The sequence below is a fragment of the Sphaerotilus sp. FB-3 genome (genome assembly GCF_023706025.1).
GTDB classification, from domain to species: domain Bacteria; phylum Pseudomonadota; class Gammaproteobacteria; order Burkholderiales; family Burkholderiaceae_C; genus Sphaerotilus; species Sphaerotilus sulfidivorans.
The window spans coordinates 279,907-295,371 of the sequence record NZ_BQWE01000016.1; the positions used below are offsets into that span (position 1 = coordinate 279,907).

Consider the following 15,465-nt stretch of genomic DNA (forward strand, 5'->3'; position numbering starts at 1 on the left):
GTGGCTCTGGGCTGGGGTTGTCAGGGAACAGTGTCTTTTGCGGCCGGCAGCAAGGCCGCGGCCAGCATGTCCTGGGCGTGCGCCAGTCCGGCGCCGGAGCCGGACTGGCCGCCGATCATCCGGGCGATCTCGCCGACGCGCTGCGCGCCGGCCACCGGATGGATCTCGCTGCGGGTGCGGCCGTCCGCGCCGACCGCCTTGCTGACCACCAGATGGGTGTCGGCGCAGGCGGCGACCTGGGCCAGATGGGTGACCGCCAGCACCTGGCAGTCCTGTCCGAGCTGGCGCATCAGCCGCCCGACGGTGTCGCCGACCGCGCCGCCGACGCCGGAGTCGATCTCGTCGAAGATCAGCGTGCCTGCGCCCAGGCCGCGTGCCTGACGGCTGCGGCCGGTGGTGACGGCGATGGCCAGCGCCAGCCGCGAGAGTTCGCCGCCGGAGGCGACCTTGGCCAGCGGCCGCGGCGTGCTGCCGGCGTGGCCGGCGACCAGGAACTCGATCGACTCCAGGCCATGCGCCTGCGGCTCGGCCAGCGTCTCCAGCGCGATCGCGAAGCGTCCGCCGGCCATGCCGAGCTGCTGCATCGCGGCGGTCACCGCCTCGGCCAGGCCGGGCGCGGCCGCCTGCCGGCGCGCCGAGACCTGGCGCGCCTGCGCGATGAAGGCCGCCCGCGCGGCCTCGGCCTGGCGCTGCAGCGTCTCGAGATCGGTGGCGGCATCCAGCTCGGCCAGCTCGGCCTGCCACTGCGCCAGCTGCGCGGCCAGATCCGGCGGCGGGCAGCGGAAGCGCCGCGCCAGCCCGATCCAGGCCGACAGGCGCGCATCCAGCTCGGCCAGGCGCTCGGGCTCGAGTTCGGTGCGGCGCAGCAGCGCCTGCAGGCTGCGCGCGGCATCGGCCAGCTGCGCCTGCGCGCCGGCCAGCACCTCGATGACCTCGGCCAGCGCCGGCTCGTAGCCGGCCACCGTCTCCAGCGCCTCGAGCGCGCGTGCGGCCTGGCTGCTGGCCGCCGCTTCGCCCTCATGGACTGCATCGACCGACAGCTGCACCGCGTCCAGGATGGCCTGCGCATGGGCCAGGCGCTGGTGCTCGGCGTTGAGTTCGGGCCATTCGTCCGCGCCCGGCGCCAGACGCTCGACCTCGCCGATCTGCCAGACCAGGCGCTCGCGCTCGCGTTCGCGCTCGGCGCCCAGGCGCTCGGCGGCCTCCAGCCGTGCGAGCTGCTCGCGCCAGCGCTGCCAGGCCAGCAGCATCGGGCCGGTGTCGACCTCGGCATGGTCGTCGAGCCACTGGCGCACCGCCGCCGGCCGGGTCAGGCTCTGCCAGGCGTGCTGGCCGTGAATGTCGACCAGATGCTCGGCCGTCTCGCGCAGCTGCGCGACGGTGGCGGCGCTGCCGTTGATCCACGCGCGGCTCTTGCCCTGCGCGTCGATCGTGCGGCGCAGCAGCAGCGTCGCCGCACCGGCCTCGTCGGCCGCGGCCAGTCCGGCCTCGTCGAGCCAGGCGGCCAGCGCCGGCGGCACCGGCTCGAACTCGGCGGCGATCTCGGCGCGGCTCTCGCCCTCGCGGACCACGCCGGCGTCGCCCCGGCCGCCCAGCACGATCTGCAGCGCGTCGATCAGGATGGACTTGCCTGCGCCCGTCTCTCCGGTCAGCACCGCGAAGCCGGGGCCGAAGTCGACGTCGAGACGGCTGACGATGACGAAGTTGCTCAGGGACAGCCGGCGCAGCATCACTGGCCTCCGTCGCCGGGCAGTGCGCCCTCGTTCCAGTGCAGCTTGCGACGCAGCGTCGCGTAGTAGTTCCATCCGCGCGGATGCAGGAAGCGCACGCGGTGGTCGGAGCGCCGCACGGTGATGCGGTCGCCGATGAGCAGGCTGGCCAGCGATTGCATGTCGAAATTGACGGAAGGCTCGCGTGCCGAGACGATCTCGATGCTGATGCGACCGTTGTCGGGCACGACGATGGGGCGGTTGGAGAGCATGTGCGGCGCGATCGGCACGATCAGCCAGCCGGCCACGCCCGGGTGCAGGATCGGGCCGCCGGCCGACAGCGCATAGGCGGTCGATCCGGTCGGCGAGGAGATGATCAGGCCGTCGGCGCGGAAGTTGGCGACGAACTGGTCGTCGACCTCCACGCGCAGCTCGACCATCGAGGTGGTGCCGCTGCGCAGCACCACGTCGTTCATCGCCACCGCCTCGTAGATCGACTCGCCGTCGCGCAGCACGCCGCCTTCGAGCATCGCGCGGTGCTCTTCCTCGTAGTCGCCGGCGACGATGGCCTTGAGCGCGTGCAGCACCTGCGCCACCGGAATGTCGGTGATGAAGCCCAGCCGGCCCTGGTTGACGCCGACCATCGGCACGCCGTAGCGCGCCAGCGTGCGCGCGATGCCCAGCATGGTGCCGTCGCCGCCGACGACGATGGCGATGTCGCAGGTCTGGCCGAGTTCGTCGGGCGTCAGCGCCGGATAGCCGGCCAGGCCGGTGTTGTGCGCGGTCTCGATCTCGACCGAGACCTCCAGGCCGCGCCGGGTCAGCAGGTGGGCGATTTCCTCGAGCAGCGGCCGCATGCCCCGGGCCTGGTACTTGCCGATGAGCGCGGCATGACGGAATCGGCTGATCATGGGCACAAATTACACCACAGCACTTTGACAGTCCGCGTCGCGCCCCCATCGTCATGAACGTCGGCGTTCCTCGCGCGCCTCCACCCTACAATCGGTTTCACCATGATGGATGACCGTTCGAAGCTGCTGCTGAAGACGCTGGTCGAGCGCTACATCGCCGATGGCCAGCCGGTGGGGTCGCGCACGCTGTCGAAGACCTCCGGGCTGGAGCTGTCGCCGGCGACGATCCGCAATGTCATGGCCGACCTGGAGGAGCTGGGCCTGATCGCCAGCCCGCACACCTCGGCCGGGCGCATCCCGACCGCGCGCGGCTACCGCGTCTTCGTCGACACCATGCTGACGGTGCGACCGGCGCAGCTCTCCTTCGAGGATTCCGCGATCGCGCCGCTGCAGCCCGACCAGCCCCAGCGTGTCATCGCCAGCGCGGCGCATCTGCTGTCCAACCTGTCGCACTTCGTCGGCGTGGTGACCGCGCCGCGCAAGGCCGGCGTGTTCCGCCACATCGAGTTCCTGCGTCTGGCCGAGCGCCGGGTGCTGCTGATCCTGGTCGCAGCCGACGGCGACGTGCAGAACCGGGTGCTGTTCACCGCGCAGGACTACAGCCCGTCGCAGCTGCTCGAGGCCTCCAACTACCTCAACGCGCACTACGCCGGCCTGACGATCGACGAGGTGCGCGAGCGGCTGCAGGGCGAGGTCGACCGCCTGCGCGTGGAGATCGCCACGCTGATGCAGGCCGCGGTGCAGGCCGGCAGCGAGGCCGCCAGCGACGAGGCCGCGCAGGTGGTGGTCTCCGGCGAGCGCAACCTGCTCGAGGTCAGCGACTTCGGCAACGATCTGGGCTCGCTGCGCAAGATGTTCGACCTGTTCGAGCAGAAGACGCAGCTCATGCGCCTGCTCGACGGCTCCAGCCGCGCCGAGGGCGTGCGCATCTACATCGGCGGCGAGAGCGGCGTGGTCCCGATCGAGGACCTGTCGGTGGTCTCCGCGCCCTACGAGGTCGACGGCCAGGTGGTGGGCACGCTGGGCGTCATCGGCCCGACCCGCATGGCCTACGACCGCATGATCCAGATCGTCGACATCACCGCGCGCATGGTCGGGCAGGCGCTGAGCCAGAAGTAATGCACACCGCCTGAAACCGCAAAGCGCTGCCGCAGCCACTACAATCGCGCTCCCACGGGCCTCTAGCTCATGCCTGGTTAGAGCAGCGGACTCATAATCCGTTGGTGCGGGGTTCGACTCCCCGGGGGCCTACCAATGAAATCAAGGGGTTAGCGCGGTGTCGTGCTGACCCCTTGGCGTTTTTGGATTCCATGTAAGGGCGGGTGTAAGGCGTTTTCTTTGATGCCAGCCAGCGCGGGCAGATTGCACCATCGGCGCGACAGCTCAAGCACCGGGACTGGTCTGCGCCGCACCTGCTCGCCAGAACGAGCGGCAGCTCGACTTTCTTCCATCCCTGCAAGAAAGCACCTGTCGGCGCTGGCACGGTGGTCGAGGTGCATCCTTGTTCGCTGGATGTCGCCGACCCTACCCCGGACCTTCCCTGCACCTTCCCTGTGCAGCAGGTGGCACGCTGCCGGCGCCGGTGTGGGTGGCCCCGGTGTCGTCCCACGCAAGAAGACTTGTCCCCGTGCCTTCGGCGGATGACCTGAGGGAGAGAGGGAGGGAGCGAAGGGGCGGGCCTCTTCCCTTACCCGGCGGTGCGCTGGGTTCGGGCGGGTGCCCCTCGCGGTGCCGTGACCATCGGTCGGTCAGTCGGTCGCATCCGGGGTCTGCACGCGGCTCCAGGCGTGCGAGCGGCCGGGTTCAGGGTCTGGGCACCCCTCCACGCGCGTCCCGGCTGGAAGCCTCTGCGCCCCGGCTGGTGTGGTCCTCGCTCTGGCCGGGCGGTACACGCGCAGGCCGAGCCGGGACGCATCCGGGGGCGACAAGTCGTGAAGAGTCCCCCGGCGCATGACGTGCAGACGTGCGCGGGCGAGCGGCGCCGATGGCTGGCGCTGCTCGCGTGCCCGGTCGGTGCCGGGCGGTCGGCGGTGGGGTGTGCCCGGTCAGCGCCGGGTGGGGGTCACGGCAGTGACGTGGTGGCCAGGCTGGCGACGTGCTCGGCGGCCTGGGCCCGCAGCTCGGCGCGGCGGACCGCACGGCGGGTGGCATTGCGCTCTGCCCGCTCACGGGCACGGCGCAGCACGAAGGCGCGGCAGTAGTCGGCGACAGGGGGCAAGGGGCGGGAATCGATGTGCGCAGGCAGGTGCAGAACGGTGCGGCCCGATGCGGGCGCAATGAGGGTGTCAGCCATGACGGCTCCTACTCGACAGGTCTTGAACCTGCCACGCTCCCGACCAAGAGAGGGTGGCAGACCGTGCCGGGTTGGTCGACCGGGAGTAGGTACCGGCAGGGGTTTCCCCCTCCCGACACGGCCCGCCATAGACGGAGCCATGCCCGCAGCTTCACGCCGTACAGACGTGAAAAAGCCGCGACGGGCGCGGCTGCTGCGCCTACTTCTCCGGGCGACCAAACCCGGACCGCTGATGTGCAGCGGCGGCCGGATTGTAGTTCCAATGCGGCATTTCTGTGCTTTGACAGTGGTGAGGCGTGTCTATGGCGTGCACGCACGCGCTTGGGCTGTCACGCCTTCGGCGCCCGCTCCCGGTTCAGCGCCAGCAGGCGGCGCAGGATGTCGTCATCGGTCATCGTGGCGCCGTCCGTCCAGCCGTAGGCCGCCGCCACGGCGGCATCCAGGTCCGCGTGCGCTTTCTTCAGCCAGGCCGGCGGGGCGTTGTAGAGGTTGGTGAGCGTGCGCTTGGCCAGCTCCTTCTCGTGGCCGGGCTTGGCGACGATGCGATCCGGGTAGGGCGAGCGCTCCAGGCCGAGCGGCGTCACCTCCGGCACCCGGTCGCACCATTCCGGCGGGTTCAGCCAGCGCTCGCGCAGGTCGTTGAGTCGCTTGGCGGCGCGCGCGATGGCTTCGGCCTTGCCGCGGACCTCGGCCGGCAGTTCGGCCGGGATCACCGTGCCGTCGGCCAGCGTTTCGGTGCGCTGGTGCGCGGTGGCGGCGGGCGTCAGGCCGGTGGGGAACGGGAAGGTCTCGAACGTGCTGGTGGGCGTGTACCGCGGGCGGTCCTCAAGCGAAGTGCCCAGCCGAAGCGACCACAGCTCATGGAACCGGCTGTGCAGCACGCCGAAGGTGGTGTCGTCAGCGCGGGCGATCACGGTCAGGTTCTTGTCGGCGATCACGGCCGCGGGCAGCCATGCAAAGACGCGGAACTTGGACACCTCGGGTGTCACGATGCTGCGCGGCAATGTCGAGATGGCCTTGCGCATGACAGGGCGTGACCACTGGAACAGCCAGTACAGCTCGTTGGTGCGTGCCTCGCGCTTGCCAACACGGGTCGGCTTGACGTGCTCGGTGACGTAGGCGAAGGGTTGTTCGTACAGGCTGGCATCGTCATGGGACATGTCGGTGCCGAAGTCGGCGATCCACATGTCGCGATTGCGACGGGTCACGTCCATGCCGTTGAACCACGGCCGCACCACGTCGCTGTTGGGGCACCCGTTCGGATTCGGCAGCTTCAGCCATGACCGCGCCGTGTCTCCTTCGATGTCGAACGGGCCGGTTTTCTGAATGCCGGCGTAGGACGTGTTGGCGTTTTCGGGCAGCGGCGTTGCGCCTGTGATGTCGCAGGTGTCATCGGTCTGACCGCCGGTGAGGTCGGGGGCAATGTGCGTAACCGGCTGGCCGTTCAGCACCGCGCCCGCTTCGGTGTTCCCGAAGGCCGTCAGCGACACCCGCACGGCCGCTCCGTTGTTCACCCATTCCTCATCCGCCCATGCGGCGAAGATGCGGGTGCTCTCGCAGATGCGGTCGAGCACCTCGCGGTTCTTGCCGCCGCGGACCGAGTTCGTGGACACGAAGCCGGCGCGCTGCAGCTGGCCTGCCTCGATCAGCGCTCGGGCCTTCTCGAACCAGTAGCAGACCAGATCGGCACCGCCGGGCACGCGGCCCTTGTAGCGCTCGCGCAGGCGCTCGGTGTACTCGGAGCCCAGTTCGGCGCGCATCTTCTTGTCGCCGACGAAGGGCGGGTTGCCGATGATGGCCTCGGCCGCCGGCCATGTCGCCTCACTGCCGTCCGCGTTGATCAGCGCGTCCCGGCATTCGATGTGGTTGAGCGTCTGCAGCACCGGGCTGGTGTTGAAGGCGTAGCCGTGTTGGATGCGCCACTGCAGCTCGCCGATCCAGACCGTGACCCGCGCCAGCTCGGCCGCGTACTCGTTGATCTCGACGCCGAGCACGTTGTGAGGGCCGGTCACGTCGTGCTGGCGCTCCAGCCCCAGCGCTTCGGCCTCCAGGTTCACCTGATGCTCCACGTCCTTCAGCGTCTTCAGCGTCAGGTACAGGAAGTTGCCGCTGCCGCAGGCCGGATCGAGGGCGCGGAAGGTGCGCAGGCGCTCCAGGAAGCCGACGAAGGCCGCCTGGGCATCACGATAGGCCTTGTCGCCGTGCTTCTTGCTGCGCGCCAGTGCGGCGGCGATGGTGTCGTGCACCGTGCCCCATTCGGACAGCAGGGGCTGCTTCACGACAGGATCGACCAGCCGCAGGATCGTGGCCGGGTCGGTGTAGTGGGCGCCGAGCTGGCTGCGCTTGCTGGGGTCCAGACCGCGCTCGAACAGGGTGCCGAAGATGCTCGGGTCGATGGCGCTCCAGTCCAGGCTGCTGGCCTTCTGCAGCGCGGCGACATCCTCCACGGACAGGGGCGGCACCTCCACGTCCTTGAACAGCCCGCCGTTGAACCACGGGATGTCATCGACGCCGAACAGGCCGCCGTCGCGCATGGTTTCCAGCAGCGACTGAAGCTGCGTGCGAAGCCGGTCCGGCGCGATGCGCACGCCCACCAGGCGCTCGAACAGCCGCGAGGGCAACAGCCCCACATCCTCCGAGAAGAAGCAGAACAGGCATTGCGTCAGGAAGTGGCTCACCTTGGCCGGCTCGATCCCGGCATCGCGCAGGCGCTTGGCGGTGCCGGCGAAGGCCTGCGCAGCCTCTTCCGTGATCTCGCGGCTGGTGCGGCCCGGCTTGAAGCGCTCCGGTGCGCTCCAGAGCTGCTTGAGCCGCGCCCGAACCTCATCGCGCGCCAGATCCTCGATCGGGAAGACATGGCGCTCGCTGGGCGTGCCGGTGAAGTGCGTGTGCACCTCGATGCGCAGTCGGTCGCTGACCACCAGCAGGGGCGGATTCTCCAGGGGCAGCGCGTACATCATCAGCTGCTGCAGCGCGCCGCCAAGATCCTTGCCGGGCGCCTTGTATTCCCAGGCGAAGTGACCGCGCAGCCAGACATCCGCATAGCCCTGTTTGGCCGCGCCCGTCTTGGTCAGGCCGCGCTCGAAGCAGTAGCGGTCCGCATCGCCGGGTTCCTCGACGCCGAGCAGCCGGCACAAGTCGATGAAGTGCGCCTGCGCGCCTTGGCGCTCGTTGAGCTTGAAGGCCGGCCCGCCTGCCGACCACTTGGTGATGAAGTCCCTGGGAGTCATGAATCTTGACCTGTTGTTTTGCAGATCTGCGATTCTCGGTGCACAGGGCGCGGCAACCCGTCGGCGGATCGTTCGTGATCTTCGTCACTGTGAGTTCTTTGACATGTGTTTGGGATGCTCTCCACTGTGCTGGTGCTGTGTCAGTGCAGCCTGCCGGCCACCGTGCGGCGCATGTCCAGTCCGACCGCATCCATGCCCTCGGCGATGGCTTCCAGCTCGGCCACATCGGCGCCCAGCGCGTCGGCGACGGCTTCCAGGCTGTAGAGCGGCGCGCCATCGGCCGTGCAGTGCGTCGGGGCCGGCATCGTGACGCCGCCTTGCGCGAGCATCCGAGCGCAGCACCCAGGGTCTTGCAGCTCCACAGCCCGGATGATGGCGGCGAAGGCGCGCGGGTCTTCCTCGCCCAGCGTGTCCACGAGGCGCCGGGCCTCGGCGAACGCCTCGCGGATGGCACGCTGCTCGGGCGTCTCGGTCGTCAGGCGGCGCCATGCTTCGATGCCGTCAAGGATGGCCTCCGCCGTCACCGGACCGATGACGCGGCCAGGTTTCGGGCAGTCCATGAGGATGCGGGCCAGCTCGGCACGCGCTGCGGTGACGTCGGCCGGCTGAGCGGGGTCCGCAGCGGCGACCAGCTCGCGCAGGCGGGCGATATAGGCATGCCCGTCGTGCGGCGACAGGGTGAGCGCCAGCGCCAGCCCCTCAACATCGCCATCCGCCGCCAGGTCGCGCAGCAGCGCGGCGAAGGCTTGCGGGCTGGCGCTGGCAATCGCAGCTTCTGCCGCCGGCAGCGCCAGCAGCAGGCCGACCGCACGCTGGGTATCGGCTCGCTGCAGTCCGGCGCCGACCAGCACGGCGGCCAGTGCGTCGATCTGTCCGGCTCGGTCAGGTGCCGGCCCGGACTGCTCGGCAAGCTGGGCGAAGTATTGCCAGTCGACAGAAAGACCATCGAGTTCGGCGGAGAGGCTGCGCAGGCGCTCGAAGGCTTGGCGGGTGTCAGCGGTCACGTTGGTGGGCATGTCGGTTCCTCGATTCAGTGAGCGATGCGACGGTCACGCGGCGCCACGGCCAGCAGGCCAAGAGCGCGAGCGAACGGGCGCGGGTCGGTGTTGATGGCGGCCAGGACGCCCGGCCAGGAAGGCGAGCGGGTCGCCGGGTCGGCGCGGCGCTGCAGCTCATGCACGACGGCTTGCGCGAGGTCGGCAGCAGTCACGAGACCCCCCCGGATGCGTGCGCTTCGGTGGGGCTGGCGCTGCTGCTCGAGATGACCTCATGCGGGCGGTTGGAGCGGTCAGGAACCCCCGCGGCGAGAGCGAACCCTACAGAGCCTAGGGTTCGCGGTCCGCCTTCCGGGCCATCCGGCAGGCACTCGCCGGCCTCGAACCCTATAGGCTTTGACCTCATCAGCGCCCGGTCGCGGCGCTCTGCAGCCTCGCGGGTCTTTGCCCCCTTGCCGACGCTGGTCATGATGCCGGCAAGCGTCCGGGCCGGCCTCTTCGCGGCCTCGCTGGTGCGGCTGGCATCGAACCCTATGGATTCCGCGAACGGTCGCGGGTCGCGTTCAATGGCGTCGCGAATGGCCGGCCATGCGGCCGACTTCAGCGCCGGGTCTGCTGCGGCCTTCATGTGCGCCAGGACGGCGGCGGCCAGCTTCTCGCGGCTCAGACCGGACAGGCGCGCGGCACCACGCTTCAGGCCGAAGCCTTGCGCAACGGCGGCATGGAAGGCGGTCTGCAGCGTGCGCAGCCTCGCCGGGCCGCCCACGAGGTCAGAGCCGACCATGCGCCCGGCCTTGAGAGGCAGGCACAGCACATGCGCGTGCGGCGTCGTCTCGTCGTGGTGAGCATCGGCAGACAGCACCGGCCCGAACTGCTCGCGCGCCCAGGCCACGCAGGCAGCGAAGTAGGCGGCCGGGTCAACGCCTGCACCGCCAGCCGGCAGCGAGAACACCAGCTCCACAGCTCGCACAGCGTCGCGGCGCAGCTTGCCGACCCCGGAAGCATCCATGAGGGTCTGCGCCAGCTCGGCGACGCCTTCGGGCGTTTCCGGGCCTTCCATGCGCACGTTGAGACAGCACCGGGCCGGGTTGATGTGCGAGGCGGCGCCCAGCTCGGCGGCGATGGCTCGGCGGTTGTGCCGAGCCGCAGCCAGGACGATTCCGGCGCCGGTCAGCTTCTTGAGACGCAGGACTGCGGCGGCAGTCATGCCAGCCCCAGCAGACCTTTGATTTCAGCCACGGACCACAGCAGACCCAGACGGCCAGGGATGCGCAACGGCCGGATGCGGCCATTCTCGAAGCAGGCCCATGCACGCAGGGTCTGTTCCGACAGGCACAGGTGGTGCGCAGCGTCAGCGGTCGTGACGTGAGTCCGGGTTTCCAGCGCCAGCGGCGTGAAGGTGCGCGGCGTGGTGCGGGGGCGGCGGCCCAGGGTCTTCTTCGCGGTCGGAGTGGCAGCGGTTTCGAGGTCCATTTCTCGTCTTCCGTATGCATTTCTGCGGTGGAAGGGATTCCGACCTCTACCAGTTCTACCGGCTCTACGGCCGCTCTACCGCCTCTACCGTGGCGCGTGTGGCCTTCTGATGGACTTGCGGTACTCGGTCAGCGCGCTTGCCACCGTGGAAATGCCGCATGGCCTGCTCGCCTCGACGCAGAACAGTTCGCCGCCCCCCAGCTTGGCGAATGGCGAACCATCCTCCCCGGCGTCGCGCCTCATGCGCCGATACAGGGCATTTGCGGTGTACTCGGGATGCTCCTTCATCAGCTTGGCGACGTATGGAGCGATGGCCTGCCGCACGGTCGGCGTGCGCACCCTCACGGACTCAGCGGGCACCGCCACAGCCCGAGTAAGCCCAGCAGCCGGCGCGCTGGCGCTGTCGGGCGCCTCTGGTGCCGCAGGGGCCGCCACAGCCTCAGCACGGGCGGCAGAGCCGCTGTGCATCGTCAATCCCAGCTCAGGCAGGCACCGAATGAACTCGGCGACCAGCACCAAATCGCCCGGCCACAGCAACTTGCTGGCTCGGTAGATCTTGAACGCACGGTTCAGCCGGGTGCCAGCTTCACCAGGCACTCGGTCCGCGTAGCTACTCGCCCATTCAGGCGTCACGCCGCGAACCTGCCCGAGCCCGACGAACCACCGAGCCAGCTTCCAGTGCGGCACCGCATCGATTCGCTCCAGATCGGGGCCGCACGGTTCAATCAGAAGCTTGTCGGGGGCTGCTGCCACGTCCTGCAGCAATGCGCGGTCACCCATGTGCTTACGCATGTCTGCGGCAGCGCTTGGAGAGTAGTGCCCCAGTATTCGCAGAGTTGTTTTGTCGTCCAAGTGCGTCCCTTTTGGCGCCCTTCACCGGGGCGCCACGGCAGGCGGGTGAAGGCGTCCCGCTTTGCGGCTGGCCGGCCTATCCGCGGCAGCAACTCAGGCCGTCAGCTCAGCCGGCGCGCGCTGCACGTTCAGCGGTGCACACTTCAGGCGTTGCTCTGCCTGCCAGGCGTCATAGGCAAGCTGTTCAGCCAGCCACAGCCGCGCATCCCCGCCGCGCTCCTTGCCAAGCCACGCCTCAATGCGGAAAGCCATCTCGGGCGAAATCGCCGCGTGACCGTTCAGCACCCGCGACAGGGTGACGCGGTTCACGCCCAGCTGCTGCGCGGCCTGCGTGACGTTCAGCCCGAGCGCGGGAATCACGTCATCGCGCAGCGTCAGGCCGGGGTGGGGCGGGTTGAACATGCGGGCCATGGCGGTTCCTTGCGTCAGTGGTAGTCCTGGTAATCGACCAGTTCGGCATCCTCGCCCACGAAGGTGAACGTCAGGCGCCAGTTCCCCGACACCCACACGGACCAGTGCCCTGACAGCGCCCCCTTCAGTGGGTGCAGCTTCCAGCCAGGAAGGTTCATGGCCTGTGCGTCGGTCGCCACGTTCAAGCGGTTCAACATGCGGCCGAGCTTCGCGGCGTGCGTTGCTTGAATGCCTGCGGTGCTTCCCGTTTCGAAGAACAGCTTCAGTCCCTTGTGTCGGAAGTTCTGAATCATGGTTGATTGTAGCGTGTGGCGCAACACGCGTCGGCAAGGATCAACGGGAATGCACCACGCGCAGCGCGCCCGGTTCCTCGCTGGCGCTGGGCACCGGCAAGCCGGCCTGTTCCAGCATCCACGCTTCGGCCTTCTGGTGCCAGGAGCGCAGCAGGTCCAGGGGGCGGCGCCTGTAGTGCTTCTCTGCGGTCGCGCTCGGCTTGTGGCCTTGGATCTGCGCCGCGATGCCGGCGGGCATCTCGACCCACTCGCACAGCGTCCCGAATGAACGGCGCAGGCCGTGAATCGTCAGGTGCGGCAGGCCGGCGGCGGCCAGGGCGCGGCCGTGTGCCTCGCGCGGGTCGGTGATCCGGCCATCGGCGGCGGTGGGCGACGAGAAGACCCATCCGTTCCGGCGCGGCAGCGCGGCCAGCAGGTGCGAAACGTAGGGCGTCAGGGGGATGACCCGCAGCCCCTCCACCTTGTCGCGGATGGTCAGCGAGCACCAGCGGAAGTCCACATCCTCCCAGCGCAGGCCGGCCAGTTCCTCGCGGCGGGCGCCGGTCAGCAGCGCGGCTTGCAGGTAGGCGGCATGGACCGGGTTCGGCAGCTCGCGCACGGCCTTGAACCACAGCGCCAGCTGTTCGCGCTGCAGGCAGTCGGACTTGGTGCCGGCCTTGGGCACCAGCTCGCGCACGGCGCGCGGGCGGTGGGCATCGGGCTGCACGATGCCGGACAGCTCGGGATGCTCGCCGCACCAGTTCAGGAAGGCGCGCAGCATGCGGAAGTGCAGGGCGGCCACGGTCGGCCGGCGTGTCGTCTCGGCCTTCAGCCAGGTCTGCACCGCGTCGGTGTCCAGGCGCGCGAGCGGCAGCGCCAGCAGGGCGCGCAACGGGCCGGGCTGGCTGGTGCGCCCCTTCACCCTCGGGTGCGGCTCTCCGCCAGGCTGTGCGGCGGCGGCATGGTCGGCGCGGCTGCGGTCGCCCCAATGCGGCGCGCGGGCCTCGCAGTAGGTCGCCCACGCTTCCAGGCCGGTCACGTCACGGCGCTGGCGCTCTGCCTTCGCTGCCTCGCGCTCTGCGGCCTCTCTGGCGATGGTGGCGGCCTTCTCGGCGCGCGGGTCGGCGCCTCGGTCGATCAGGGCTTGCAGCCGTCGCGCCTCGGCTCGTGCCTCAGGCAGCGGCCAGGCGGCCGGCTTGCCGATGGTCATCCGCAGCGACTTGCCGGCGTGCTCGCTCTGGAAGATGAAGGCGCGGGAACCGCTCGCAGTCACGCGCAGCGCCAGGCCGGGGGCCATGTCATCCCAGACGAAGGACTGCTTGGCGTCAGGCGGGCAGGTCGCGGCGGCGATGCGGCCGGCGGTGAGGCGGATTCGTGCCATGTGGTGCGGGGGTGCGATCCGTGTAAGGGCCCATGTAAGACAAATTCTTGCACGCTGATGAACACGGTTCAACACCGATATTGCGTAAGTCATTGATTTTTCAAGGGGTGAGGGTGTGCACTCAACACCGATGAACCCCGAAAAATACCCCATCGGGCGGACTCATAATCCGTTGGTGCCGAGTTCGACTCTCGGGGGGCCTACCAATGAAATCAAGGGGTTAGCGCGGTGTCGTGCTGACCCCTTGGTGTTTCTGGGGGATCGGCCTGTCGAAGTGCGGAGCTGGCCTGCATCCGGGCATCGCGGCACAGCCAGTAGCGGGCGATCAGACGACCCGGACAGAGGCGGGTCGGTGAAGCCACCATGGTCTTCTGCACCGGCCATCCGAAGTCACGCATCAGACGGTCGACATGTGCTGCCAGTCGCCATGATCCTGTGGCGTGATACCAGCCGGCATGGTCGATCTGTTCGCCTGTTGCCAGCCGCTCCAGAACGCGACGGGCCTGGGTGCCGGGCAGCGGCAGGGTCTGCCGAGGAGCGGAAGGGGCGCCGAACAGGTCGGCCTGGGTATCAGCTTGCATCGTTCGCTTTCCGTGTTGGAACGATGCTTACTGTCTTGATCGGGGGGCCTCCCCGGTCAACCACCCCAATTCATCCGGGGAGTCCCCATTTCAGCCCGACTGGCGGGCATGACGGCGCAGGGCTTCCGACTTCAAGGCCTTGCTGATGTCGCTGCGGTCGCTGCGTGGTCGGCCTGCGGCTTTCTCGCGGTCTGCCAGTGTTTGCAGGGCGCCGCGCTCGCCCTCAAGCACGGCCATGCCACCCGATACCCGAACCCGTCCGCCCAGTTCCTCGAACTCGTCCAGTCGCCTTGCGTTGCGCTCGGCCACAGGCTCAGGAAGGCCACCAGCCGGCGCGCTGGCGCTGGTGGGCCCGGGCCCGGCTTCATCCTCAGAACAGGCAACAGTGGGCATGCTGGCGCTGGGCGCCGCTCCGCCACCGACCAGCACCTTGAATTCGTTCGGCACCGACCAGCCCATGTCGAGCGCGACCGCCAGCACGTCGGCGATCTTGACCGGATGGGATTCATCCATCTCCACTCCGCCCAGCCTGTCGGTCAGCAGCGCCAGCCGGGTGGAGAAAACCATGTCACACCGAAGACGCTCCAGCAGCGGCATTTCCGTGTACCGCTCCGACTCAATCGCCAATCCGCACTCAGCGGCGAGCGATGCCACCGCGAAGTTCCCGGACTGCAGGCGATAGATCGGCTCAAAGCCAGCCGACAGGGCCGCCGCCTGCCAGAGATGCATGCGCGTGCGCCCCTTCCAGCGGCTCCAGAGGGCTGGGGCCAGCGGGGTCAGCGGCGACAGCTTCGCGGCAATGACCTGCCTCACGAAGTCGTCGTGCGCGACCAGAGATTCAATCGACTCTGCATGGGGGCCGGTCTTCGGGAAGGGCATGAGCTCACGCGACCAGTGCCAGCGACTCCGCCGTGCCGGCGCTGCCGTCCGGCTCCCAGTGCGCCCGCAGGTCTTCCACCACCATGCGCTGCCCCACCAGCCGCTCCACGGTCTTCACGCGCTCCACGGCGCTGCGGATGGGCTCGTCGCCCCGTGCATGCGCCAGATAGTGCAGGCGCACCGTCTTGTCTGCGATGCGCGGCACTCGCCCCGACTTCTCCCAGCGCGCCACGGTCTGACCGTCCACGCCGATGAGCTTGCCCAGCGCAGGCTGTGACAGCAGCATCCCGGCGCTTCGGATGTAGCGCAGCTCCAGGCCGGTCAACGGTCCGGGCTTCTCGGCCAGGGTCAGGCAGATGACACGGGTCAGTCCGTCCAGGTCGTGAATCACCACGCCTTCGCCGAACGGGGTCTGGCGGACCTCGTAGCCATTCACCAGCCAGACATTGCGCAATCCGCCGTCGGTGTAGTGGTACAT

At 69.1% G+C, this 15,465-nt stretch carries 16 protein-coding genes and 1 tRNA gene; 2 read left to right on the plus strand and 15 right to left on the minus strand.

Going from position 1 to position 15,465, the window contains the following annotated elements; genetic code table 11:
- Positions 1-20: 20 nt before the first annotated feature.
- Both recN and NFT33_RS09485 read right to left on the minus strand, forming a co-directional pair.
- A complete protein-coding gene (gene recN, locus NFT33_RS09480) occupies positions 21-1,730 on the minus strand; it encodes a DNA repair protein RecN (RefSeq protein WP_180693001.1) in 1,710 nt (569 codons plus the stop codon).
- Positions 1,730-2,620: an NAD kinase gene (locus NFT33_RS09485; protein WP_251674848.1), complete on the minus strand. Its 891-nt coding sequence runs from the start codon at positions 2,618-2,620 to the stop codon at positions 1,730-1,732. Before NFT33_RS09485 ends, recN begins: the two co-directional genes overlap by 1 nt.
- Before the next feature lie 102 nt (positions 2,621-2,722).
- Between NFT33_RS09485 and hrcA the strand changes: the two genes are divergently transcribed.
- Both hrcA and NFT33_RS09495 read left to right on the plus strand, forming a co-directional pair.
- Positions 2,723-3,739: a heat-inducible transcriptional repressor HrcA gene (hrcA, locus tag NFT33_RS09490; RefSeq protein WP_149502518.1), complete on the plus strand. Its 1,017-nt coding sequence runs from the start codon at positions 2,723-2,725 to the stop codon at positions 3,737-3,739.
- 56 nt (positions 3,740-3,795) lie between these two features.
- Positions 3,796-3,874 (plus strand) — tRNA-Ile (locus NFT33_RS09495).
- 808 nt (positions 3,875-4,682) lie between these two features.
- Here NFT33_RS09495 and NFT33_RS09500 read toward each other — a convergent pair.
- From NFT33_RS09500 to NFT33_RS09560, 13 genes are all read right to left on the minus strand, one after another.
- On the minus strand, positions 4,683-4,913 hold the full coding sequence (locus NFT33_RS09500) for a hypothetical protein (RefSeq protein ID WP_251674850.1): 231 nt from the start codon (positions 4,911-4,913) through the stop codon (positions 4,683-4,685).
- Between the two features lie 329 nt (positions 4,914-5,242).
- A complete protein-coding gene (locus tag NFT33_RS09505) occupies positions 5,243-8,143 on the minus strand; it encodes a class I SAM-dependent DNA methyltransferase (protein ID WP_251674851.1) in 2,901 nt (966 codons plus the stop codon).
- Positions 8,144-8,283: 140 nt separating this feature from the next.
- Entirely contained in the window at positions 8,284-9,159 is an 876-nt protein-coding gene (locus tag NFT33_RS09510) for a hypothetical protein (RefSeq protein ID WP_251674853.1), read from the minus strand.
- 14 nt (positions 9,160-9,173) lie between these two features.
- Positions 9,174-9,353, minus strand: a complete 180-nt coding sequence (locus tag NFT33_RS09515) for a hypothetical protein (RefSeq protein ID WP_251674855.1) — start codon at positions 9,351-9,353, stop codon at positions 9,174-9,176.
- Positions 9,350-10,345 (minus strand): plasmid recombination protein, encoded by a 996-nt coding sequence (locus tag NFT33_RS09520; protein ID WP_251674857.1) that lies wholly within the window; start codon positions 10,343-10,345, stop codon positions 9,350-9,352. The genes NFT33_RS09515 and NFT33_RS09520 overlap by 4 nt, the downstream gene beginning before the upstream one ends.
- Positions 10,342-10,611 (minus strand): hypothetical protein, encoded by a 270-nt coding sequence (locus NFT33_RS09525; RefSeq protein WP_251674859.1) that lies wholly within the window; start codon positions 10,609-10,611, stop codon positions 10,342-10,344. The genes NFT33_RS09520 and NFT33_RS09525 overlap by 4 nt, the downstream gene beginning before the upstream one ends.
- An 84-nt stretch (positions 10,612-10,695) precedes the next feature.
- Positions 10,696-11,403 carry a hypothetical protein gene (locus NFT33_RS09530; RefSeq protein ID WP_251674861.1) on the minus strand — a complete coding sequence of 236 codons (708 nt, stop codon included), beginning with the start codon at positions 11,401-11,403 and terminating at the stop codon, positions 10,696-10,698.
- A gap of 153 nt (positions 11,404-11,556) precedes the next feature.
- Complete coding sequence (locus tag NFT33_RS09535; RefSeq protein ID WP_251674863.1) at positions 11,557-11,874, minus strand: HigA family addiction module antitoxin; 318 nt, start codon at positions 11,872-11,874, stop codon at positions 11,557-11,559.
- A 14-nt stretch (positions 11,875-11,888) separates the two neighbouring features.
- A complete protein-coding gene (locus tag NFT33_RS09540; RefSeq protein WP_251674865.1) occupies positions 11,889-12,167 on the minus strand; it encodes a type II toxin-antitoxin system RelE/ParE family toxin in 279 nt (92 codons plus the stop codon).
- 40 nt (positions 12,168-12,207) lie between these two features.
- A complete protein-coding gene (locus tag NFT33_RS09545; RefSeq protein WP_251674867.1) occupies positions 12,208-13,527 on the minus strand; it encodes a tyrosine-type recombinase/integrase in 1,320 nt (439 codons plus the stop codon).
- A gap of 212 nt (positions 13,528-13,739) precedes the next feature.
- Positions 13,740-14,108, minus strand: a complete 369-nt coding sequence (locus tag NFT33_RS09550; RefSeq protein WP_251674869.1) for a hypothetical protein — start codon at positions 14,106-14,108, stop codon at positions 13,740-13,742.
- Between the two features lie 90 nt (positions 14,109-14,198).
- Positions 14,199-14,987 carry a hypothetical protein gene (locus NFT33_RS09555; RefSeq protein WP_220786002.1) on the minus strand — a complete coding sequence of 263 codons (789 nt, stop codon included), beginning with the start codon at positions 14,985-14,987 and terminating at the stop codon, positions 14,199-14,201.
- Positions 14,988-14,991: 4 nt separating this feature from the next.
- Complete coding sequence (locus NFT33_RS09560; protein ID WP_220786003.1) at positions 14,992-15,465, minus strand: hypothetical protein; 474 nt, start codon at positions 15,463-15,465, stop codon at positions 14,992-14,994.

Excerpts from the sequence above, each read along its gene's own strand:
- recN (WP_180693001.1), bottom strand. The coding sequence starts at position 1,730 with ATGCTGCGCCGGCTGTCCCTGAGCAACTTCGTCATCGTCAGCCGTCTC.
- NFT33_RS09485 (WP_251674848.1), bottom strand. The coding sequence starts at position 2,620 with ATGATCAGCCGATTCCGTCATGCCGCGCTCATCGGCAAGTACCAGGCC.
- hrcA (WP_149502518.1), top strand. The coding sequence starts at position 2,723 with ATGATGGATGACCGTTCGAAGCTGCTGCTGAAGACGCTGGTCGAGCGC.
- NFT33_RS09500 (WP_251674850.1), bottom strand. The coding sequence starts at position 4,913 with ATGGCTGACACCCTCATTGCGCCCGCATCGGGCCGCACCGTTCTGCAC.
- NFT33_RS09505 (WP_251674851.1), bottom strand. The coding sequence starts at position 8,143 with ATGACTCCCAGGGACTTCATCACCAAGTGGTCGGCAGGCGGGCCGGCC.
- NFT33_RS09510 (WP_251674853.1), bottom strand. The coding sequence starts at position 9,159 with ATGCCCACCAACGTGACCGCTGACACCCGCCAAGCCTTCGAGCGCCTG.
- NFT33_RS09520 (WP_251674857.1), bottom strand. The coding sequence starts at position 10,345 with ATGACTGCCGCCGCAGTCCTGCGTCTCAAGAAGCTGACCGGCGCCGGA.
- NFT33_RS09525 (WP_251674859.1), bottom strand. The coding sequence starts at position 10,611 with ATGGACCTCGAAACCGCTGCCACTCCGACCGCGAAGAAGACCCTGGGC.
- NFT33_RS09530 (WP_251674861.1), bottom strand. The coding sequence starts at position 11,403 with ATGCGTAAGCACATGGGTGACCGCGCATTGCTGCAGGACGTGGCAGCA.
- NFT33_RS09535 (WP_251674863.1), bottom strand. The coding sequence starts at position 11,874 with ATGGCCCGCATGTTCAACCCGCCCCACCCCGGCCTGACGCTGCGCGAT.
- NFT33_RS09540 (WP_251674865.1), bottom strand. The coding sequence starts at position 12,167 with ATGATTCAGAACTTCCGACACAAGGGACTGAAGCTGTTCTTCGAAACG.
- NFT33_RS09545 (WP_251674867.1), bottom strand. The coding sequence starts at position 13,527 with ATGGCACGAATCCGCCTCACCGCCGGCCGCATCGCCGCCGCGACCTGC.
- NFT33_RS09550 (WP_251674869.1), bottom strand. The coding sequence starts at position 14,108 with ATGCAAGCTGATACCCAGGCCGACCTGTTCGGCGCCCCTTCCGCTCCT.
- NFT33_RS09555 (WP_220786002.1), bottom strand. The coding sequence starts at position 14,987 with ATGCCCTTCCCGAAGACCGGCCCCCATGCAGAGTCGATTGAATCTCTG.
- NFT33_RS09560 (WP_220786003.1), bottom strand. The coding sequence starts at position 15,465 with ATGTACCACTACACCGACGGCGGATTGCGCAATGTCTGGCTGGTGAAT.